Source organism: Synechococcus sp. HIMB2401, assembly GCF_042883245.1.
GTDB lineage: Bacteria > Cyanobacteriota > Cyanobacteriia > PCC-6307 > Cyanobiaceae > Parasynechococcus.
The window spans coordinates 177,859-197,148 of the sequence record NZ_JBDJKK010000002.1; the positions used below are offsets into that span (position 1 = coordinate 177,859).

The 19,290-nt window shown below is 62.8% G+C and carries 18 protein-coding genes; 9 read left to right on the forward strand and 9 right to left on the reverse strand.

Annotation, left to right across the window (positions count from 1 at the left end):
- Positions 1 to 103 precede the first annotated feature (103 nt).
- The 4 genes from asnB to AAXE93_RS05895 form a co-directional block, all read right to left on the reverse strand.
- Entirely contained in the window at positions 104 to 2,128 is a 2,025-nt protein-coding gene (gene asnB, locus AAXE93_RS05880) for an asparagine synthase (glutamine-hydrolyzing) (RefSeq protein WP_390128999.1), read from the reverse strand.
- A gap of 9 nt (positions 2,129 to 2,137) precedes the next feature.
- Entirely contained in the window at positions 2,138 to 3,253 is a 1,116-nt protein-coding gene (locus tag AAXE93_RS05885) for an aspartate carbamoyltransferase (protein ID WP_390129001.1), read from the reverse strand.
- A gap of 161 nt (positions 3,254 to 3,414) precedes the next feature.
- Positions 3,415 to 3,564 carry a hypothetical protein gene (locus tag AAXE93_RS05890; protein ID WP_006849834.1) on the reverse strand — a complete coding sequence of 50 codons (150 nt, stop codon included), beginning with the start codon at positions 3,562 to 3,564 and terminating at the stop codon, positions 3,415 to 3,417.
- Entirely contained in the window at positions 3,561 to 4,991 is a 1,431-nt protein-coding gene (locus AAXE93_RS05895; RefSeq protein WP_390129003.1) for a sodium:solute symporter family protein, read from the reverse strand. The genes AAXE93_RS05890 and AAXE93_RS05895 overlap by 4 nt, the downstream gene beginning before the upstream one ends.
- Positions 4,992 to 5,308: 317 nt before the next feature.
- Here AAXE93_RS05895 and AAXE93_RS05900 point away from each other — a divergent pair, with 317 nt between their 5' ends.
- The 3 genes from AAXE93_RS05900 to AAXE93_RS05910 are packed head-to-tail and all read left to right on the forward strand — an operon-like array spanning position 5,309 to position 8,645.
- Positions 5,309 to 6,784 carry a circularly permuted type 2 ATP-grasp protein gene (locus tag AAXE93_RS05900; protein WP_390129006.1) on the forward strand — a complete coding sequence of 492 codons (1,476 nt, stop codon included), beginning with the start codon at positions 5,309 to 5,311 and terminating at the stop codon, positions 6,782 to 6,784.
- Positions 6,778 to 7,773 carry an alpha-E domain-containing protein gene (locus AAXE93_RS05905; protein ID WP_006851593.1) on the forward strand — a complete coding sequence of 332 codons (996 nt, stop codon included), beginning with the start codon at positions 6,778 to 6,780 and terminating at the stop codon, positions 7,771 to 7,773. The genes AAXE93_RS05900 and AAXE93_RS05905 overlap by 7 nt, the downstream gene beginning before the upstream one ends.
- Positions 7,746 to 8,645, forward strand: a complete 900-nt coding sequence (locus AAXE93_RS05910; RefSeq protein WP_390129008.1) for a transglutaminase domain-containing protein — start codon at positions 7,746 to 7,748, stop codon at positions 8,643 to 8,645. Before AAXE93_RS05905 ends, AAXE93_RS05910 begins: the two co-directional genes overlap by 28 nt.
- Here the strand turns inward: AAXE93_RS05910 and AAXE93_RS05915 are convergent.
- The 3 genes from AAXE93_RS05915 to AAXE93_RS05925 form a co-directional block, all read right to left on the reverse strand.
- Positions 8,633 to 9,124, reverse strand: a complete 492-nt coding sequence (locus tag AAXE93_RS05915; RefSeq protein ID WP_250397241.1) for a redox protein — start codon at positions 9,122 to 9,124, stop codon at positions 8,633 to 8,635. The two genes, AAXE93_RS05910 and AAXE93_RS05915, sit on opposite strands and share 13 nt — an antisense overlap.
- 79 nt (positions 9,125 to 9,203) lie before the next feature.
- Positions 9,204 to 10,247, reverse strand: coding sequence for a GTP 3',8-cyclase MoaA (locus tag AAXE93_RS05920; protein WP_390129011.1), 1,044 nt, complete (start codon positions 10,245 to 10,247; stop codon positions 9,204 to 9,206).
- The gene (locus AAXE93_RS05925) at positions 10,244 to 10,840 is read right to left on the reverse strand and encodes a molybdenum cofactor guanylyltransferase (protein WP_390129014.1); all 597 of its coding nucleotides are present in this window, start codon (positions 10,838 to 10,840) and stop codon (positions 10,244 to 10,246) included. The genes AAXE93_RS05920 and AAXE93_RS05925 overlap by 4 nt, the downstream gene beginning before the upstream one ends.
- Positions 10,841 to 11,102: 262 nt before the next feature.
- Between AAXE93_RS05925 and AAXE93_RS05930 the strand changes: the two genes are divergently transcribed.
- Both AAXE93_RS05930 and AAXE93_RS05935 read left to right on the forward strand, forming a co-directional pair.
- The gene (locus tag AAXE93_RS05930; protein WP_250397189.1) at positions 11,103 to 12,644 is read left to right on the forward strand and encodes a NarK family nitrate/nitrite MFS transporter; all 1,542 of its coding nucleotides are present in this window, start codon (positions 11,103 to 11,105) and stop codon (positions 12,642 to 12,644) included.
- An 82-nt stretch (positions 12,645 to 12,726) separates the two neighbouring features.
- Positions 12,727 to 14,958 carry a nitrate reductase gene (locus tag AAXE93_RS05935; protein ID WP_390129016.1) on the forward strand — a complete coding sequence of 744 codons (2,232 nt, stop codon included), beginning with the start codon at positions 12,727 to 12,729 and terminating at the stop codon, positions 14,956 to 14,958.
- Here AAXE93_RS05935 and AAXE93_RS05940 read toward each other — a convergent pair.
- A complete protein-coding gene (locus AAXE93_RS05940; protein ID WP_390129019.1) occupies positions 14,939 to 15,406 on the reverse strand; it encodes a nitrate reductase associated protein in 468 nt (155 codons plus the stop codon). The genes AAXE93_RS05935 and AAXE93_RS05940 overlap by 20 nt on opposite strands.
- Positions 15,407 to 15,684: 278 nt before the next feature.
- Between AAXE93_RS05940 and AAXE93_RS05945 the strand changes: the two genes are divergently transcribed.
- Genes AAXE93_RS05945 through AAXE93_RS05960 form a run of 4 tightly spaced genes read left to right on the forward strand, consistent with a single transcriptional unit; the run spans position 15,685 to position 18,454 of the window.
- The gene (locus AAXE93_RS05945; protein WP_390129021.1) at positions 15,685 to 15,996 is read left to right on the forward strand and encodes a hypothetical protein; all 312 of its coding nucleotides are present in this window, start codon (positions 15,685 to 15,687) and stop codon (positions 15,994 to 15,996) included.
- A gap of 52 nt (positions 15,997 to 16,048) precedes the next feature.
- The gene (locus AAXE93_RS05950) at positions 16,049 to 16,747 is read left to right on the forward strand and encodes a carbonic anhydrase (RefSeq protein WP_390129023.1); all 699 of its coding nucleotides are present in this window, start codon (positions 16,049 to 16,051) and stop codon (positions 16,745 to 16,747) included.
- The gene (moaC, locus tag AAXE93_RS05955) at positions 16,744 to 17,220 is read left to right on the forward strand and encodes a cyclic pyranopterin monophosphate synthase MoaC (protein WP_390129026.1); all 477 of its coding nucleotides are present in this window, start codon (positions 16,744 to 16,746) and stop codon (positions 17,218 to 17,220) included. The genes AAXE93_RS05950 and moaC overlap by 4 nt, the downstream gene beginning before the upstream one ends.
- Positions 17,204 to 18,454: a molybdopterin molybdotransferase MoeA gene (locus tag AAXE93_RS05960; RefSeq protein WP_390129028.1), complete on the forward strand. Its 1,251-nt coding sequence runs from the start codon at positions 17,204 to 17,206 to the stop codon at positions 18,452 to 18,454. Before moaC ends, AAXE93_RS05960 begins: the two co-directional genes overlap by 17 nt.
- Here the strand turns inward: AAXE93_RS05960 and AAXE93_RS05965 are convergent.
- Entirely contained in the window at positions 18,451 to 19,248 is a 798-nt protein-coding gene (locus tag AAXE93_RS05965; RefSeq protein WP_390129030.1) for a hypothetical protein, read from the reverse strand. The two genes, AAXE93_RS05960 and AAXE93_RS05965, sit on opposite strands and share 4 nt — an antisense overlap.
- Positions 19,249 to 19,290: the final 42 nt, after the last annotated feature.

Sequence of the window (19,290 nt, forward strand, 5' to 3'; positions counted from 1 at the left end):
CGTGGGCAATGCCGTGACCTTCGTTTCAAACGGAGGTCAATATTCACCCGAAAACACGCGGAGCCTTGTAGCTAGCGCAACGATTTAATCCTGACCAAAGAATTCAAACGGGCATCAGCACCCGCCAGCCCAGGCGGTCCGCCTCCCGACGGGCCAGGGCTGGCACGTCTTCCGCCACAAACATGCGGTGCAGCATCTGCACACCCAGCAGGTGATTGATCACCGCATCCATCTGCACACGCTCCGCATCGCTGGTGGCCGGATCCTCATGACGCGAGAACAAAGCGCGCACACCGGCTTTGCTCAACAAACCAGCGGCATCGATCGCCTCATCGCTGAGGTAGTCGTCGGCGAGCTGCTTCATCTGCTCCCACTTCTCAGGCTCCGTGTGGGCTGGCGGGGCCATGAAGGCGAATTTCTCACGCCGGTACAACACCTCCGGCAACAGGCCCGCCATGGCTTCCCGAAGCACGTATTTCTCAGTTTTCCCCTTGATCCGCAGTTCGGGCGGCACCTGCACCGCCACCGCTGCCAGATGGTGATCCAGGAAGGCGGGTCGCGCCTCCATGGAATTGGCCATGTCAACCCGGTCGCCGCCCCAGGTGAGGATCTGGCCCTCCAGCATGGTCTTGATCCAGACGTACTGGGCCTTGTCCAGGGCATGGCGCCCGTCCAGTTGATCCGCATCCAGTTGCTCGGCAATCGCCTTGCCCGGGGAGTAATCCTTCAGGGCTGCGGCATGGGACTCCGCCAGAAGCCCAGGCACCAAGGGCGCGCAGGCCAGCCAGGGCTGCAGGCAGCTGGGGGTGAAGCCAACCACCGCATCAAGATCGGGGTCATCCACCTGGTTTTCAGCCAGCATCGCCCCCTGCACCAGGGCATTGGACTGCTGCAACAGGCTTTCCCAGCTGGCGCGCTCCTCCTGCGGCAGGTCATCCAGACCATGGAGGAACATGTCGCGGCGAAAGGCGGGGTAACCACCGAACAGCTCATCTGAGCCTTCGCCAGTCATCACCACCTTGTAATCCACATCATTGACATGGCGGCTCATCAAGAACTTGGCCACCGCCAGGGTGTTGTAGATCGTTCGCTCCGCATGCCAGATGGTGCGCTCCATGTGGCCATAGAGCTCCTGACCCGAGAGACGCATCAGATCCTGCTCAGCGCCGGTGGCTTCGGCCATCTCCCGGGCAATCGGCGACTCGTCGTAACGGGCGTCGTCAAAGCCGATCGTGAACGCCTTCACCGGTGCCTGGCTCACGGCTGAGGCCAAGCCAAGGATCGAACAGCTGTCGATGCCGCCGGAGAGGTAACAACCCACCGGCACGTCAGCCACCATGCGCAGCTCAACGGCCTCCAGCAATGCCGCACGAACGGCAGCGATGTGGTCGGCTTCGGTTCGCTTGGGGTCCCGCTCGTCCTTGCGCGGAAAGTCGACGTCCCAGTAGATGGACTCCGACACCTCCAGATGGCCATTCACCCGTTGCACCTTGAGCACATGGCCGGGCTTCACCTGATGCACCCCGGCGAAGGCTGTGGTGCCGGGAACCATGGTCTGCATCAACTGGTGGAACAGACCCTCCGAGGTGAAGCGTCGCTCGACCGCCGGATGGGCGAACAGCACCTTCAATTCGGAACCGAACACCAGACCCTCAGGCGTCATCGCCCAGTACTGCGGTTTGATGCCGAAGCGATCCCGCACCAGGTAGAGGCAGTCTTCGGCCCGATCAAACAAGGCGAAGGCAAACTCACCGCGCAAGAGGGGCAAGGTCGCCTCCAAGCCCTGGCGTTGATACAGCCGCAGCAGGATCTCGGAATCGCTCTTGCTGCTGAAGCGCACCCCCTGGGCGGTGAGGTCAGCCCGAATCCGCTGGAAGTCGTAGAACTCACCGTTATGAGCCATCAGCACCTCACCGTCATCGGTGAGGAAAGGCTGCCGCGCCCGTGACTCATTCAGATCAATGATCGAAAGGCGGGCATGGCAGAAGCCGACGCCAGCCTGATCGAGCACCTCAACGCCAAAGCCATCGGGCCCGCGATGGGCCTGAATCGCCGCCATGTTGACCAGCAGCTGGCGGTCCACCGTCTGTTGACGATCTGCGTTGAAAACACCTCCGATTCCGCACATCAGCCCGCCTCAGATCACATCCATCACGCGTTCGGCCCGATCCACCATGCAGGTGAGCAGGGCCATCCGCAGGAACACGGCTCCCCTGGCCTGGCTGAAATACCAGTTGTGGGGCGTGTCATCCATGCAGGTGCTGAGTTCCGCTCCCCGCGCCAAGGGATGGAGCACGATCGCTTCCGGTTTGAACGGCATGTCGCGGGTGAGGCGGAATCCTCCGCCGTGTACTTCATAGGAGTCGCCGACCCAGGCAATGGCATTGATGTAAACGACATCCAAGTCGGGCACTTCAGCCTGAAGATCCGTGCTGGAGCGCACCTTCATCCCACAAGCTTCAAGCTCCTCCAACTGTCCTGGGTCGAACAGCGGCTGATCCGGCTCCAACTCGGGGGCATGAATCACCACCACCTCGTCAACGGTCTGCGGGAATTTGGCCAGGATCCTCAACAGGGAGCGAACCGTTCGCATCCGCGAAGGGATTCCGATGATCCCAATGCGAATCCGATCAGCGGGTGCCACTTCAGCTTCAGCGAGCTTGGGGCGCCACTTGAAGATCGTGTACAGATCGGCCATCGCCTGGGTGGGATGCTCATCGATCCCATTTCCAGCGTTGATGATCGGGATCCGAAGGGTGGACGTCATCGCGTAAACGGCACCGGGATCGCTGTCCCGAAGCACCACACAATCGCCGTAGTTGTTGAACATATGGGCGACATCTTCGAGAGACTCGCCCTTGGCGATCCCTGTGGTGGCCCTGTCAGTGATGTTGATGGAAGTACCGCCGAGTCGGTGCCAAGCACTGTCAAAAGACAGCCGCGTGCGCGTGCTCGGTTCGTAAAACGCGTTGATCAGAATCTTGCCGGTGAGCGGCGTGTTGTGACGGCAATAGCGATCTGGATTGCTCTCAAATTTCGCCGCCAGCCGAAACACCTGCAACAAAACCTCGGGGCGAAACGGTTGGATCGACACCACGTGCTGATCCACCAAATCCTTCAAAGGCTCAACGTCTTCAGCAATGGCAGCCAGCAGCTCCTGAGGTTGGTTCTGCCCATAGACATCGGGCCCCATCGGCTCAAACCGAATCTGAACCGAAGACGCGTCCACAACTGCTGTTTTGGCCTGTGCCATAGCGGGATCGGATCAACACTCTGTTTGCCAAACCGAGTGCTAAAGCCAGGAACTACATCTTTCACCGGTAACAACAACCACACTGCTGCGTCCACGAAGAAGCAGCTTCTTAAGCAAAGATCCGGAAAGGATTGTGCTTGGGTAGACGGCTAAAGGAGACTTCACCAAACCCGGCCATTGCGCCACTCCACCCACCAGATCAGCAGCAACACGAGCACCGACAACACCAGGGCGAACTGACTGGCCACCAGCAAAAACTGAAAGCCAGACAGACCCACAAGGCCGGCCATCAAAGGAAGCGTTTGGATCATCCTTCCTCCTGCAACAAGGTGAAGTCGAAGCGTTCCGGCCAGAACCGACTACCCATCAGCATCACAATCGCCGACACGGCCGCCGAAAACACGGCAGCGCAGTAAGGCGCGATCAGCACATAGGCGAGCAGACCCACAACGCTGCCGGCGAGCATGGCCCCAATGGCAGCCGTGCGGTTGGCTGTGCGCCAGTACAGACCGCAGGCCACAGGCCAGACCGTGGAGGCCACCAGGGCACCGGTGAAGAACAGCACCGACGCAAGCGAATCCAGCCGCGGCCAGGACAGCGCCAGGGTGACGACGGCCAGTCCCACCACCATCAGCCGCGCCGCCTGCTTGAGCTGCAGGTCGCTGGCCTGAGGCCGCAACAGGCGGAAGTACACATCCTCCGCCAACAGATCGGCGGTGGATGCCAACAGGGAATCGAGGGTGGAGGTGAGTGAGGCAAACACCACCACAAACACCAGGGCCGCGCCGCCCGCCCCGAGCAGATCGGCTGCCATCACAGGGAACACCATGTTCACCTGCTCGAGAGGCAACTCACGGGCCAGGGCCACCAGTCCGATGGAGCCCGTCACCATCGGCACGCTCATCCAGGCGATGCCCCCCAAAACAAAAGAGGTCATCACCACCGAGCGCCGACTGGCGAACACACGGGACCACCAGATGTTGTTATGAAACACCTCACCCATCGAAAAGAGGGCGGAATTCCAGGCGATCAACAAGCCCGCCGGCAGCAGCAGATCAAGCCGATCGGGATGCCGAGCCAGCAAGGAGGCATGCACCTCGGGCATCGGGAATTGACGGAAGGCAAGCACCGCCACCACCGCCAGCAGCACCATGATCAACAGCGACTGGATGAAATCGGTGCCGATCACGGCCCGCATTCCGCCGAACAGGGTGTAGACGGTGGCAACACCAATCACCACCACCATTCCCACGTGGTAATCAAAGCCTGAAAGGGCCTGCAACAGCAGGCCAGCACCCATCGCCTGGGTCATCAGAAAGCCCAGGGTGTAGATCGCGGTGATCAGCATGAACACCCACCAGGCCAGACGCCCGTAGCGCAGGCGAATGAAGTCGCCGCTGGTGCGCCCGTTGGGCATCAACTGCTTGATCCGCGAGGCCAGGGGGGCGAACAGAATCAGGCCAAGCCCGGCCAGGGCATAGCTAAACATGCCCCAGAGGCCGGTTTTGTAGCCGAATTCAGGGGCGAGCAGGGTGGTGTTGCCGGTGACCCAGGAGGCCATCAACGTGGCCGTGCTCAAGGCCAGCCCGATGTTGCGCCCCGCCAGCATGTAGTCATCAGCATTGCCTTGACCGCGCCGGCCCCAGGCAATACCCAGCGCCACCCAGAGAACAGAGAACAGCACCACCAACGCCCAGGCGATCCCGGGCTGAAGGAAGGGAACCGAGTCAGCGGACATCCGTCGACCCCCTGCGGTTCCAATACAGGTGTCCGCGCAGAATCATCACCACCGTCGCCGCAGTCACAACGGCACCAAGGGCAAAGATCAGACGCGCCCAGAGCAATTCATCCAAGGCGAAGAGCGTTTGAACCTCAGAAACAGATAAGCAAAGGAGGCACCCTGCCCTTGGCCCCATGGCCTCGATTCAAGTGCCTACGGATACCCAAACAACAGGTGACCAGCGCCTGGTCGCCTGAAATTGCGGAATATGTAGCAACCACCACCCGAAGTGGAGTGGGGCGACGCCTTGGATACACCTCGCTTGTGCGATCAGGATGTTCACCGACTACAAACCGACGGTCGGCTTCGACGAATATTTCTGCGGTGAAACGGCCACACCACGCGCCGATCTGGCCCCACTACTCGCATCACTGGGGCAGATGGGATTGCCCGAGCTCAACCGCAGCCATGCTTCGGCCAGTCAGCTGCTGCGTCGCCTCGGCGCCACCTTCCGCCTCAACGATTCCGGCCTCAAAGGCAGCGAACGAATTCTCCCCTTCGATCCCTTGCCTCGGCTGATCGGCCGCAGCGACTGGATCACCCTGGAGCGGGGACTGCTGCAACGCCTGGAAGCCATCGACTGCTTCCTCGCCGACATCTATGGCCCCCAGCAGATTCTCAACGACGGTGTGATCCCACGGGAAGACGTGGAAAGTTCCTCCGGTTGGCGACCTCAGATGCAGGGCATCAGCCTGCCCCTCAACCGCTGGTGCCACATCTCCGGGCTTGACCTGATCCGCGACGGCAAGGGCACCTGGCGGGTGTTGGAAGACAACCTGCGCTGTCCTTCTGGGGTGGCCTACTTCCTCGAGAACCGTCGGGTGATGAAGCGATTGTTCTCTGGCCTGTTCGAAGGCCGTGCCGTTCAACCGATCGACGCCTATCCCTCCCATCTGCTTCGCACCCTTCAGGACCTGGCGCCCTGGAGTGACACCCCCCGCGTGGCGATCCTGACGCCCGGGGTGTTCAACAGCGCCTATTTCGAACACAGCTACCTGGCCCAAGAAATGGGCATTCACCTGGTGGAGGGGCGCGATCTGGTGTGCGAAGGCGGCCGGGTGTGGATGCGCAGCACCAATGGCCTGGAACCCGTGGATGTGATCTACCGACGCATCGACGATGATTTTCTTGATCCCACCGTGTTCCGCAAGGACTCGATGCTGGGGGTGCCGGGCCTGATCGACGTGCTGCGGCAAGGACGGGTCGCCATCGCCAACGCCCCTGGCACCGGCATCGCCGACGACAAGCTGATCTATGCCCACGTGCCGGCGATGATCCGCTACTACCTCGATGAGGAGCCGATCATCGAGAACGTTCCCACCTACCTCTGTGCCCGGCCTGACGATCAGCGCTATGTGCTCGAACACCTCGAGCAACTGGTGGTGAAGTCGGTGGCGGAAGCCGGCGGCTACGGAATGCTGATCGGCCCCCAGGCCAGCCGATCGGAGCTAGCGGACTTCGACACGAAGATCCGTGCGAATCCCCGCAACTTCATTGCGCAGCCCACGCTGCAACTCTCCACCGTGCCATCCCTCAGTGACGGTGAGCTCTACCCCTGCCATGTGGATCTGCGCCCCTATGTGCTGCGCGGCGCAAGCAGCTGGGTGAGTCCAGGGGGGCTGACGCGCGTGGCCCTCAAGCGGGGCTCACTGGTGGTGAATTCGTCCCAGGGCGGCGGCTGCAAGGACACCTGGATCGTCGACGACCAACCGATGGCAGCACCGCAACCCCAGGAGGCTGTGCCGTGCTGAGTCGCGTTGCCGATTCGCTCTACTGGATCAACCGCTATCTGGAACGGGCCGAAAACATCTCGCGCTTTCTGGAAGTGAGTGAAGCGATGGCATTGGACTGTCCTCCGGGCAGCGCCGAACCGTGGCTGCCGCTGGTGGAGGTGACGGGAGATCGCCACCGCTTCGATACGGCCTACCCCGGTGCCACGCCCAAACAGGTGGTGCGCTTCCTGCTGCTGGACCGCAGCAATCCCAACAGCATCGTGAGTTGCATTGCGATGGCCCGGGAAAACGCACGGCAGATCAGGGATGTGATCACCACGGAGATGTGGGAGCAGATCAATGATCTGCACTGGAGCCTGCAGGACGACGAAGACATATGGCGGGAACCGGTGCAGGAGCAACTGCGGATCATCCGCCGCGGCTGCCAGCTCGTGTACGGGATCACCGACACCACTTTGAGCCGTGATCTGAGTTGGCTGTTTAGTCAGCTGGGACGTCTGATCGAACGGGCCGATAAAACCTCCCGCATCCTCGACGTCAAATATTTCCTGCTCCTGCCCTCCCCTGAGGAGGTGGGCGGCGTGCTGGATGAACTGCAATGGATCACCCTGCTGCGCACAGCGGGGGCTTATCAGATGTACCGGCAGAGCATGCAGCACGCGATCAGCCCTGCCTCCGTGGCCCGCTTTTTGCTGCTGGACCCCATCTTTCCTCGCTCGGTGCGGTACTGCCTGCAGGGCATCAGCGACACGTTGCAACAGATTCAGCAGCAGCCAAACCAAGACACCCCGGATGACCTCGACTGTTTGCGCGGACAACTCCTGGCCCGCTGGAGCTATGTGCGGATCGACAACCTGATCGAAGCCGGTCTGCATGAAGCCATTGACCAGCTTCAGCAGGACCTCAACCAACTCCACAACCTGATCCAGACCCGCTACTTCACCAGCGCCGACCTCCGTTCCATCCCCACCGATCCTGCATGCGTGCTCTCATCGTTCACCGCCTGACGTATCGGTATGAGGCCCCCGTTTTCCTCGGGGAACATCGCCTGTGTTTGAGGCCTCGGGGGCAGGGGTTTCAGACCCTGCTGGAGCATCAACTCAGCGTGCTGCCGGAACCGGAGCAACGTCGGGAACTGGTGGCCGCCAGCGGCGACGAAATCCAACGGCTGCGTTTTCTCGGCAGCACTGATGAATTGGTCTTTGAGGCCCGCAGCCTGGTGGAGACCCGGCCAGCACCCCTGCTGGAAAGCTGCTTCAACGGACTGGAACCACCCCTTCCCTACCCGCAAGGCCAACTCAACAGCGACCTTCAGGGGGCCCTGGAGGGCTGGTTGCCCAACGGCCAGCACGAACCCTCGGCCATCGACCTCACCCAGGAAGCCCTGATGGGCAGCAACCAGCAAACCCTGGCTTTTCTGAAGCAACTGATTGAGCTGATTCAGGAGCGGGTGAAATACACCCAACGCCATGTGGGCCCCGCCTGGCCGGCGGGTCGAACTCTGCGCGAACGTATCGGCTCTTGCCGTGATCTGGCCATGCTGATGGTGGCCTGCTGCCGTGTGGTGGGTCTCCCCGCCCGATTTGTGAGCGGCTATCAACTGCAGCAACCTCCCCCGAAGGAGTACGACCTGCATGCCTGGGCAGAGGTTTACCTGCCGGGAGCGGGCTGGCGCGGCTTTGACCCCAGTGCCGGGATGGAAGTCAACGAGCGCTACGTGGTGCTGGCCACCTCCTCCAAGCCGGAACTCACCGCAGCCGTGAGCGGCAGCTTCAGCGGCCCCCCGGGAACAAACAGTGAATTGACCTGGCAAATTCAGATCAGCGAAGAAGCCTCCGCAACGGAAACCCCTTCACGCAACCTGGTTCAGGCCGCCTGAAGCAACGGTTCCACCCCGTGCAACTGGGGCTTCGGCGCCGAGCTGTGGGTGGCTGCCATCAAGGCCGGGATCTCTGCGCTGTTGTAGACGCGGAATTCCCGCACCAGAGAAGCGCCCTCCTCACGAACCGCCTGGTTCAGAACGACGGAACCATCGGGATCGGAGATCGAACGGTGGAAAGTGCCAGGAGGGATGCGAAGGATGTCACCACCGCTCTCGAGCCGAACGATGTGGAACGGCTGTTCCCAGGCCAGGTTCACCAGGAAGAAGGTTCTGCCGCCACTGGCCGCGAGCAGATTGTCTTCCTGATGAGGATGCAGATAGAACTGCCACGCTCCGCTCTGCGGGTCGTTGGGGGGCGACACAGCCGGGCCGCTGTGAATCACCAGGTCGCGCGCGTTCGAGGTGTCCACGGTGACGTCGAAAAAACGAACCGACGGGGTGTCGCGGAAGCGCTCGTAGGCCAGCAGTTCAAACATGTCGATGGATCCTGAGGGATCCTTCAGCTGCCCCGTTGTACCGAGGGCATCACGCAAAAACGGTGACGATCACGACGGTTCAGCCCCCCAGATACGCCATTTCCGCATGGGTTGACGCAGCGGCAACTGGATCACGCTCCTCGCTGTAGCGGTCTTGGCGCCGCTGCCAGAGCTGGCGCATGGCCTGCTCAAGCTGACGCTCCGAGGCGAGCGCGGGCTTGAGATCGGTGCCTTCAGCGGAGAACAGGCAGGTGAATGCCTGCCCATCGGCGGTGACACGCAAGCGGTTGCAATCCCCGCAGAACGGCTCACTGATGGAGGCGATCACACCGATGGATCCGGCGCCATCGCCATAGCGCCAACGCCGGGCCGTCCCACCTCGCGGTCGACCCAGCGGTTCAAGAGGCCAACGGGCATGAATGCGCTCCACCATTTGCGCCGCCGGCAGCACCTGGTCCAGCGTCCACTGATTGCGGTTACCCACATCCATGTATTCGATCAAACGCAGCTCCATCCCTTGCTGCCGCGCCAAAGCGGCCAAAGGCAACAGCTGATCGTCATTGATCCCCCGTTGGATCACGGCATTGAGTTTGAGGTCACCGCGTGAGGGGTCAAAGCCAGCGGTGCAGGCCGCCGCGATGCCGTCCTGCACCTGGCGCACCAGGCGTTCACCAGCCACGGCACCACCCTGGAGGCCAGCCATGCGCGCCGCTGCTTCCCCTTCCGCCGCATCCAGGCTGATAGTGATGCGATCCAGCCCTGCGGCACGCAACGCCCGCGCCATCGGTTCCGACAACAGCACCCCGTTGCTGGTGAGCGCCACGGTCTGCAAACCGGCCATCAGATCCGAACGATCCCGCCGGGCCTGAGCCACCGCCTCCAGCAAAGGCAACAAACGCCGGCTCAACAACGGCTCTCCACCGGTGAGCCGCAACGTTTGTGCCCCCAGGCGCGTGGCCACACGAATCACACGAATCTGCTGCTCAATGGTGAGCAGGCCAGGGGGCTCCTCCACATCCGGACAGCAGTACGGACAGGCGAGATTGCAGCGGGCCGTGAGCGATAACCGCAGCACCCCGATGGGCCGGTTGAGGCGGTCTGCAAGCGGCAGCGACGTGCTCATCCCTCCAAAGCTGCCAGATCTGCGGGGCAGTTGGCATTCACCAACGCCTCCGCAGGCAAGCGCACCGCCTGATGGGGAACGCAGGTCAACCAATCCATCCAGCGCAACTCTCCGCGTTGCAGTTGCTGATCAAGGCAGGAGCGGAAGGGAGAACCGGAGGGGATCACCGCCAGCAACGGCTGCAGCCGTTGCCCGTCATGGGCCACCGCTGCTTGCTCCGGGGCACGATTCCAGGCTGCGATCAGCTGCTGGACAACGGCCGTGCGCAAAAGCGGCATGTCCACCGGCAGCACCAACAAGGCCTCTCCAGGCTGAGACGGCAACAGCCTGGCCAGCGCCTGCAGGGGGCCATTCCAGGGAGGGGGTTCCAGCAGCACGGAACATCCGGGCCGGTGGGCCAGCAGCTCTGCGTGCACGGGATGACGACTCAACACCTGCACCGGATGACCGAGCGGCAACAGCTGGTCAACCAGGGCCGTGAGCCAGACACCACCGGAGGGGTGCGGCAAGAGGGCCTTGTCACGCCCCATGCGACGGCTGCTTCCGCCACTGAGCACACAAACCCGCAAGCCTTGATTCACATCGTCGACCAACAATCTGCACCAGCAAAGTCCAACAACCCACAAAAGTTGCAACCGCTACCAAACCGCTGCGGCACAAGATCACCTGATCCGACCAATCAGCCCCATTGATGTTTGCCCGGAAACACAAAAACACAAATCGGTAACCAATCTGACCAAACAAGGGATAGGCGAATTGATTAACTGCGCGAGTTAAACGGATTTTCTTTTCGACCGTTTTGCCATCCCCGGGCACCTTTCCTTTTGAAGCCCGAGATTCCTTCTCTTCTCCTCAATGCTTGGCGACCTTTGGTCGTTCCAGGGCAGGTACCGAACCCTTCACCTGACCTGGATCGCCTTCTTCCTGACCTTCGTGGTCTGGTTCAACCTGGCCCCTCTGGCCACCACCGTGAAAGCGGACCTGGGTCTGACCGTTGGTCAGATCCGCACAGTGGCCATCTGCAACGTGGCCCTCACCATTCCGGCGCGCGTGCTGATCGGCATGCTGCTGGACAAATTCGGACCCCGGATCACCTACTCCTCGATCCTGGTGTTCTCGGCGATTCCATGCCTGCTGTTTGCGTCCGCTCAGGACTTCAACCAGCTGGTGGTGGCCCGTCTGCTGCTCTCCATCGTTGGCGCCGGCTTCGTGATCGGCATCCGCATGGTGGCCGAGTGGTTCCCGCCCAAGGAAATCGGCCTGGCTGAAGGCATCTATGGCGGCTGGGGCAACTTCGGCTCCGCCTTCTCCGCCCTCTCCATGGTGGCCCTCGCTGGCTTCCTCTCCTTCTCCGGCGGCTTCGAACTGCCCACTGGAGCTGTTCTGAACTGGCGCGGTGCCATCGCTCTGACCGGCATCGTCTCGGCCGTCTACGGCTGCTTCTACTTCTTCAACGTCACCGACACCCCCCCCGGCAAGACGTATCAGCGCCCTGCGAAAACCGCAGGTCTGGAAGTCACCTCGATGCGCGACTTCTGGGGTCTTCTGGGCATGAACGTGCCCTTCGCAGCCATCCTCTGCGTGCTCTGCTGGCGCCTGTCCAAGGTGGGCTTCCTCACCGCAAGCACCTATCCGCTGGCCCTCGGCGCCGTCGCAGTCTGGTTTGCCTTCCAGACCTGGGGAATCATCCGCACCAACCGCGACCTGATCCTCGGCAACAAGGTTTATCCCAAGGAAGATCGCTACGAGTTCCGCCAGGTGGCGATCCTCGAGCTCACCTACATCGTGAACTTCGGCTCCGAACTGGCCGTGGTTTCGATGCTGCCCACCTTCTTTGAAACCACCTTCGATCTGCCGAAGGCCACCGCCGGAATCCTGGCGTCCTGCTTCGCTTTCGTGAACCTGGTCGCCCGCCCTGCTGGCGGTCTGATCTCCGACCGCGTCGGCAGCCGCAAGAACACCATGGGCTTCCTCACTGCCGGTCTCGGCGTGGGCTACCTGGTGATGAGCATGATCAAGCCCGGCACCTTCACCGGCACCACCGGCATTGCCGTTGCCGTGGTGATCACCATGCTCGCCTCCTTCTTCGTGCAGTCCGGTGAAGGCGCCACCTTCGCGCTGGTGCCCCTGGTGAAGCGTCGCGTCACCGGTCAGGTGGCCGGCCTGGTGGGTGCCTACGGCAACGTTGGTGCTGTGACCTACCTGACCATCTTCAGCCTCCTGCCGATGTGGATGGGCGGCGGCGGCGAACCCACCCCCGAGGTGATCGCGGCTTCCAACAGTGCCTTCTTCCAGATCCTGGGCGTGGCCGGTCTGATCGTGGCCTTCTTCTGCTTCTTCTTCCTGAAGGAGCCCAAGGGGTCCTTCGCAGACCTGCACGAAGGCGAAACCGCCTGATCCATCTCCCTCCGCAGCACCCTGTCGCTGCATAACGACCCGGAGCTTCGGCTCCGGGTTTTGTTCTTTTTTTGGTTCCTGCATGACCAACTCACCTCGCAGCGTGCGCAGCCAGTGCCCCTACTGCGGCGTGGGTTGTGGTCTGGAGCTCTTGCCTCCTGCCGTGAAGGGTGAGGCCGTGAAACGGGATGCCGAGGGCAACCCGATGTGGACCGCCCGCGGCGACCGCGAACACCCCTCCAGCCTTGGCCAGGTCTGCATCAAGGGCGCCACCGTCGGTGAAACCCTGGCCCCAGGCCGCCTGCGCCAACCCCTGTTCCGTCCGACCCTGGAGGACGACTTCGCGCCGATCAGCTGGGACGACGCCCTGAACAAAATCACCAGCCAGATCCAGGCGAGCGTGGCCCGGCGCGGCAACGCCGATGGCATCGCCATGTACGGCTCCGGTCAGTTCCACACCGAGGATTACTACCTCGCCCAGAAACTGCTCAAAGGCGCCCTGGGCACCAACAATTTCGACGCCAACTCGCGACTGTGCATGAGCTCAGCGGTGGCGGGCTACACCCGCAGCCTGGGCTCCGATGGTCCCCCCTGCAGCTATGAGGACCTCGACCACTGCACAGTGGCGTTTCTGATCGGCACCAACACGGCCGAATGCCACCCGGTGCTGTTCCAGCGGCTGCTGAAGCGAAAACGCAAAAACCCCGGCAGCGTCAAGATCGTGGTGGTGGATCCACGCCGCACCGACACCGCCAAAGCCGCCGATATCCACTTGCCGATTGCACCGGGCAGCGACCTGGCCCTGCTGCACGGCATTGCCCACCTGGTGCTGCGTGAAAACGGCCAGGATCCGGCCTTCATCGACGACCACACCGAGAATTACGACGCCTTTTTTGACGTCGCCGCCCGCTGGACCCCAAGACGGGTGGCCCTGTTCTGCAACATCCCCGAAAAACGCCTGCGGGAAGTGGCGGCTCTGTTCCACCGGCGCGAGAAGGTGCTCAGCCTCTGGTCGATGGGGGTGAACCAACGCCGTGAAGGAACGGCCGTGGTGCAGGGATTGATCAATCTGCATCTGCTCACCGGACAGATCGGCAAGCAAGGCGCGGGCCCGTTTTCCCTCACCGGCCAACCCAACGCCATGGGCGGACGCGAGGCCGGAGGCCTAGCCCACCTGCTGCCGGGCTACCGCCTCGTGACCAACGCCGAACACCGCACCGAAGTGGAACAGGCCTGGCAGCTGCCGGCAGGACGAATCAACGCCAAGCCTGGATTGGCGGCCTGGCAGCAGATCGAAGCCATGGAACAGGAGGCGCTGGATCTGTGGTGGGTGGCCGCCACCAACCCCCTGGTGAGCCTCCCGGATCTCGACCGGGTGAAGTCAGCCATGCAGAAGTGCCCGCTGGTGGTGGTGAGCGAGGCCTACGCCGACTCGGAAACGTCCCACTACGCCCATCTGCTGTTGCCCGCAGCCCAGTGGAGCGAGAAGGCCGGCGCCATGACCAATTCCGAACGGCGGGTCACCTACTGCCCGGCCTACCGGCGTCGTTTCGGCGAGAGCCGTCCCGACTGGGAGGTGTTTGCCGAGGTGGGCCGGCGCCTGGGTTACAGCGAGCAGTTCAACTTCGAATCAGCAGCTGAGGTGTACGCCGAATTCACGGCTCTCACCCAGGGCAGGCTTTGCGATGTGAGCGGCCTCAGCCATGAACTGCTGGAAGGCGAAGGACCGCAGCAATGGCCCTATCCCAGCGGCAGCACCCCCACCACAGAAGCCAAACGCCTCTACGCAGACCATCAATTCGCCACCCCCAACAAACGCGCCCGCTTCAGCACCGATCAACCGCTGGGACTGGCGGAACCCCCCTGCGACACCTATCCGCTGGTGCTGACGGTGGGTCGCTACCTGGGCCAGTGGCACACGATGACCCGCACCGGCAAGGTGGAACGGCTGATGAAACAGCATCCCGAGCCGCTGCTGGAGATTCACCCCGGTGACGCGCAGGAGTTGAAACTGCGCAACGGTGAACTGGCAGCGATCAGCTCACGCCGCGGCCACCTAACCGCCACGGTGAAAGTCACCGATCTCATCCGGCGTGGGTCAGTCTTCCTGCCGATGCACTGGGGATTCACCCAGGAGAAGGCCTGCGAAGCCAACACCCTCATGCACGACGAGGCCTGCCCGGTGTCAAAGCAGCCTGAACTCAAGGCCTGCGCGGTGATCGTGGCTCCCGCCGTCTCGGTGGTGAAGCCCGTTGAACAGCAGAAAGGACGATTAGAGGCCCTGCGCCGGCTGCTCACACCAGCACTTCGCTGAAGGCTGCCTCAAGGTTGTGGTGGTCGTGCCCAGGCCGAACCAACTTGCACAGGGCAAAGCGATCCAGCTCACTGAGCTGGGTCCACTGCTCCAGGGTCAGCGCCACACCCCGCACTGTGGCCGCCTCCTGCACCACAGCGGGCAGCTCCGCCTGCTGTTGCCAGGGGGCACCACTCACCGGTGGCAGATCCTTGGCCATGCCATCGGCCATGGAACGCGTGCAATCGCGCAGGTGTTGGCGAAGCTGCTCAAGAGCATCGGCCCCATCCGGCCAATCCACCAGGGCTTGACGTTGCTCCTGAGAAAGCTCAAGCCAGTGGTTGAGCTTCAACTTCACCCCACACAGATCCAATTTGCGTCGCACACACAGAGGGATGCAGCGCCAGTTGCCGATGAAGTCCTGTTCAAAGGCAAAGCAATGGCTGGCGGAATGACGACGGCTGGACATCAACCAAAGCCTTGATCGGTGTCAATGATGACAACGGAAGTCCAGGGAAACAGAGATGTTTACTTCGATACAAATCTTGGCCTGTGCGCTTCGCCCTCTCCCTCGGAATGTTGCTGGGAATGTCCCATGGATGGGTCACGGCTGAAGCACTCCAACAGCAACCCATGCAGGGCCTTGATCCCATAGAAACTGTTAATTCCGCTACACAATTCAACCCGTTTAGTAGTCCTTCACACCAATTTTTTCCATACTGAAGCTCTGTTCAAAGAGTTTCTGCCGTGACCAGCAGCATCTCGTCCGCTTCCGGCCGCAGCCCCATCACCCTGGCCGCAGGTTTCCTGGGTGCCTTCATCGTTGGTTCCCTCGCCGTGCAACTGGTTCGCAGCCAGACGGCCTCCGTTCAGGCCGGCGCCGCTGGCGTGGAACCGGTGATCGCCGGTCCTGCCGCTCTCTGGGCTCCCTTGGCCGAGCGCGACATCGCCAGTGCCAACACAGCCGCAACGGCCCAACCCGCTGCTGCCATCCAGCCTGCCGTTGAGCCTGTTGTGGGCTCCGAAGCCACCCTCTGGTCTGCCTTCGGCGAGCGCTGATCGCACTGCCCACGTGGCACATCCCACCAGCCGGCCCGCATAAGGTGCCGGCATGGGGATTCAGCGCCGTCACTTCCTCCAGCAAACGGGCGGTCTGGCCTTGGCCGCCCTGATCCAAGCGCGCCCCGTTGAGGCAGCAGAGGAGGGGTTCTGCAGCCCGAATGATCCACTCGAGGCCCTGATGGAGGGCAACCGCCGATTTGCCGAGGCCTGGCGCCAGGGCAAACAAAACGACGGAACGACACCCCGAACGGCGGGCGCCAACCCGCGCTGCTTCAACTCCCCCAGGGCGTTGGCCACCAGCCAACATCCCTGGGCCACCGTGCTCACCTGCTCTGATTCACGGGTGTCGCCGAGCTGGGTGTTCGACACCACGCCTGGCGAGCTGTTCGTGATCCGCAACGCCGGCAACACCGCCTTCACCGAAGCCATTGCCTCGGTTGAATACGGCGTCAGCATTCTCAAAACGCCGCTGCTGATGGTGATGGGTCACAGTGGCTGCGGAGCCGTGACCGCGGCGATGGACACCAACCCGCTGACCCCCTCCCTGGACCGACTGATCCAACCCATCCGGGAGAACATCAACGGCAGCAGCGATCTCGAGGACGCCGTGAAGCGCAACGCCCTCGCCAGCGCCTCCACCTTGATTCAACGCAGCGCCGTTCTGGCTGAGGCCAAAGCCAGCGGTGCGCTGAAACTGGTGGTGGGTTGTTTCCAACTCAGCAGCGGTGTTGTGAGCTTGATCGAATGACGCAAGACCTGAGTCACGTAAACCAGCAAGGCGAGGTTCACATGGTGGACGTGGGGGACCGGCCGACCACCCACCGCGAAGCCCATGCCCGCGGCGCCATTCGCATGGACGCCTCAACCCTCGGCCTGATCCAGCGGGGCGAGACACCGAAAGGAGATCTTCTGGCGGTCGCCCGGGTGGCAGCGATCCAGGCCGCCAAACGCACCTGGGAGCTGATTCCCCTGTGCCATCCGCTGCCACTCAGTGGCATGGATGTGTCGATCGACGCCGACGCTTCCCTGCCGGGCCTGGTGCTCCACTGCCGTTGCCGCACCACAGGTCAGACCGGGGTGGAAATGGAAGCGATGACGGCTGTGTCCGTGGGGCTGCTGACCCTTTACGACATGCTCAAGGCGGTTGATCCAGCCATGACGATCGAGGCGATCCAGCTGGAGTTCAAGGAAGGAGGGAGGAACGGTGTCTGGAAACGCTGAGCCCTACGGATGCGAAGGACTACCCCTCGAAGAGGCACGTCGACGGGTTCTGGCGGCGCTTCAGCCGATCACAGCCAGCAACACAGTGCCGCTGCAGCAGGCCCTCGGCCGGGTGAGCGCTGCGGATGTGCTTGCCAGCGCGGCCGTTCCGGGATTCCGGGCCTCGATCATGGACGGCTACGCACTGGGGCAGAGCCACCAGCCCAACCCTGGGGACACCTGGCAGCTGAAGGGACGCTCCGCCGCCGGCCAGCCCTTCAACGGAACCCTGGCCACCGGCGATGCGATCCGCATCCTCACCGGCGCTCCACTGCCGGACGGTGCCGGCTGGGTGCTGCCCCAGGAGCTGATCAGCGTGGACGGCACCAGCCTCCAGCTGGTGAAAGAGGCGTCGGATCGTCCCTGGATTCGCCCCGAGGATGAGGAATGCCGACCGGGAGACCTGCTGCTGGCCGCTGGAGAGCGCCTTGGTGCCGCCGATCTCGCACGCCTCGCCGGCTGCGGCATCGCCGACCTAACGGTTACGCAGCAACCCCGCATCGGGCTGCTGATCAGCGGGGACGAGCTGGTGCCACCCGGAACAGCGCGGCAACCCGGTGCCATCTGGGAGAGCAACGGCACGCTTCTGGAGACGATGCTCCGGGCCCTGGGGCAATCGGTGACCCAGCGACGGGTGGTGGCCGATCAACCCGACGCCCTGCGCCAGGCCCTGCTGGATCTGGCCCATGACTGCGACGTGGTGGTGAGCACCGGCGGCGTCTCCGCTGGCGACACCGATTGGATCCGACCGCTGGTGGCTGAGCTGGGTGCCGTGGACTTCTGGAAACTGTTCCTACGCCCGGGGCGCCCCTTCGCCTTCGGGAGCATCGGTGAGGGCGTGCCGTTTTTCGGACTGCCGGGCAATCCCGTAGCAGCGGCGGTCACCGCCCTGCAACTGCTCTGGCCCGCCGTGCAGGTTCTGGAGGGCCAAAGCGAACCGGAGCTGTTCCCCCGGGTGATGGTGGAACTCGCCGACCCGTTGTCCCGCCGACCGGGACGGCCGGAATTGGCCCGAGCTCGCCTCGACACCAACGCCGCAGGAACGCTGCTGGCACGGGTGGATGGCTCGCAGGCCTCGTCCCGGATCGGTTCCCTGCAACAGGCCGATCTGCTGCTGGAACTGCCAGCGGAAGCCGGCCCGCTCGAAAGCGGCACCCGTCTCTGGGCCCAGGTGATTCGTCAGCGGATTTTCTAAGCGGGATCAGGCTGAAAGCAGCGGCGCTCCCAGGCCATGAGCTGGCCCGATAAATCGAAATGAATGCTGATCTGCTGAAACAGGGCAGCGCCAAGACGGCCACCGATCTCGAGGCTGAAGGGCTCCCTGGGGAGCTCACTGGGCACCGAGAACACCAGGCCGTCGGGCATCACAGCTGAGCAGTCGTTGTGCAACAGCTGGCTTGGATCGAACACCAGCGGAGCGGCGTCCTCCGCCTGGCCGTTCACCCCCGCCTGCGGCCTGAGCATCTGCCGCTCGCCACTCCATCCCTGCACCGGCTCCAGCAGGGCCTCGGGTGTCCCGCATGCGGGACGGTCGGGTTCAGGATCGGTGCTGTTCAAGCAACGGAAACCCACCGCCCCAACACGCTGCAAACGCCAGCCGCCGTCAAGCGGTTCCCAGAGCAGCACCAGCATCGAGCGGGAGCTACCGCAGAACAGATTGATCTCATGGCCGAAGCGGGGGCGATCGGGATCAAACCCCCGGCTGGACTGACCGCCCGCCCCGGGAAACTGCCAACAACCTCCACCGGCGTTGTAGGTGGCCCGGCTGATGGGATAGGTGGCCTTACCCCCGGGGGCAAAGGCCAGACCTGATCCATCCCACACCCCGTGGTCGTCATCGGAAAAGGAAATCGCGTAGGTGGTGGGGTCGATCCGTCGGGTCGGATGCTGCAAATCCAGCCGACCGCTGCCGTCCCGCTCAAACCAATGGCCGCAGCCCTGCCAATGGCCCGCGAAATTGCGGCGGTTGAGGGTCCATTGATCAGTCATGTCCGTGACGGCATGAAACGTTCGGTCTCCTTAGGGTCGCCC

What these genes read in the sequence shown, in the direction of transcription:
- asnB (WP_390128999.1), bottom strand. Translation starts at nt 2,128, where the DNA reads ATGTGCGGAATCGGAGGTGTTTTCAACGCAGATCGTCAACAGACGGTG.
- AAXE93_RS05885 (WP_390129001.1), bottom strand. Translation starts at nt 3,253, where the DNA reads ATGGCACAGGCCAAAACAGCAGTTGTGGACGCGTCTTCGGTTCAGATT.
- AAXE93_RS05890 (WP_006849834.1), bottom strand. Translation starts at nt 3,564, where the DNA reads ATGATCCAAACGCTTCCTTTGATGGCCGGCCTTGTGGGTCTGTCTGGC.
- AAXE93_RS05895 (WP_390129003.1), bottom strand. Translation starts at nt 4,991, where the DNA reads ATGTCCGCTGACTCGGTTCCCTTCCTTCAGCCCGGGATCGCCTGGGCG.
- AAXE93_RS05900 (WP_390129006.1), top strand. Translation starts at nt 5,309, where the DNA reads ATGTTCACCGACTACAAACCGACGGTCGGCTTCGACGAATATTTCTGC.
- AAXE93_RS05910 (WP_390129008.1), top strand. Translation starts at nt 7,746, where the DNA reads ATGCGTGCTCTCATCGTTCACCGCCTGACGTATCGGTATGAGGCCCCC.
- AAXE93_RS05915 (WP_250397241.1), bottom strand. Translation starts at nt 9,124, where the DNA reads ATGTTTGAACTGCTGGCCTACGAGCGCTTCCGCGACACCCCGTCGGTT.
- AAXE93_RS05920 (WP_390129011.1), bottom strand. Translation starts at nt 10,247, where the DNA reads ATGAGCACGTCGCTGCCGCTTGCAGACCGCCTCAACCGGCCCATCGGG.
- AAXE93_RS05930 (WP_250397189.1), top strand. Translation starts at nt 11,103, where the DNA reads ATGCTTGGCGACCTTTGGTCGTTCCAGGGCAGGTACCGAACCCTTCAC.
- AAXE93_RS05935 (WP_390129016.1), top strand. Translation starts at nt 12,727, where the DNA reads ATGACCAACTCACCTCGCAGCGTGCGCAGCCAGTGCCCCTACTGCGGC.
- AAXE93_RS05940 (WP_390129019.1), bottom strand. Translation starts at nt 15,406, where the DNA reads ATGTCCAGCCGTCGTCATTCCGCCAGCCATTGCTTTGCCTTTGAACAG.
- AAXE93_RS05950 (WP_390129023.1), top strand. Translation starts at nt 16,049, where the DNA reads ATGGGGATTCAGCGCCGTCACTTCCTCCAGCAAACGGGCGGTCTGGCC.
- moaC (WP_390129026.1), top strand. Translation starts at nt 16,744, where the DNA reads ATGACGCAAGACCTGAGTCACGTAAACCAGCAAGGCGAGGTTCACATG.
- AAXE93_RS05965 (WP_390129030.1), bottom strand. Translation starts at nt 19,248, where the DNA reads ATGACTGATCAATGGACCCTCAACCGCCGCAATTTCGCGGGCCATTGG.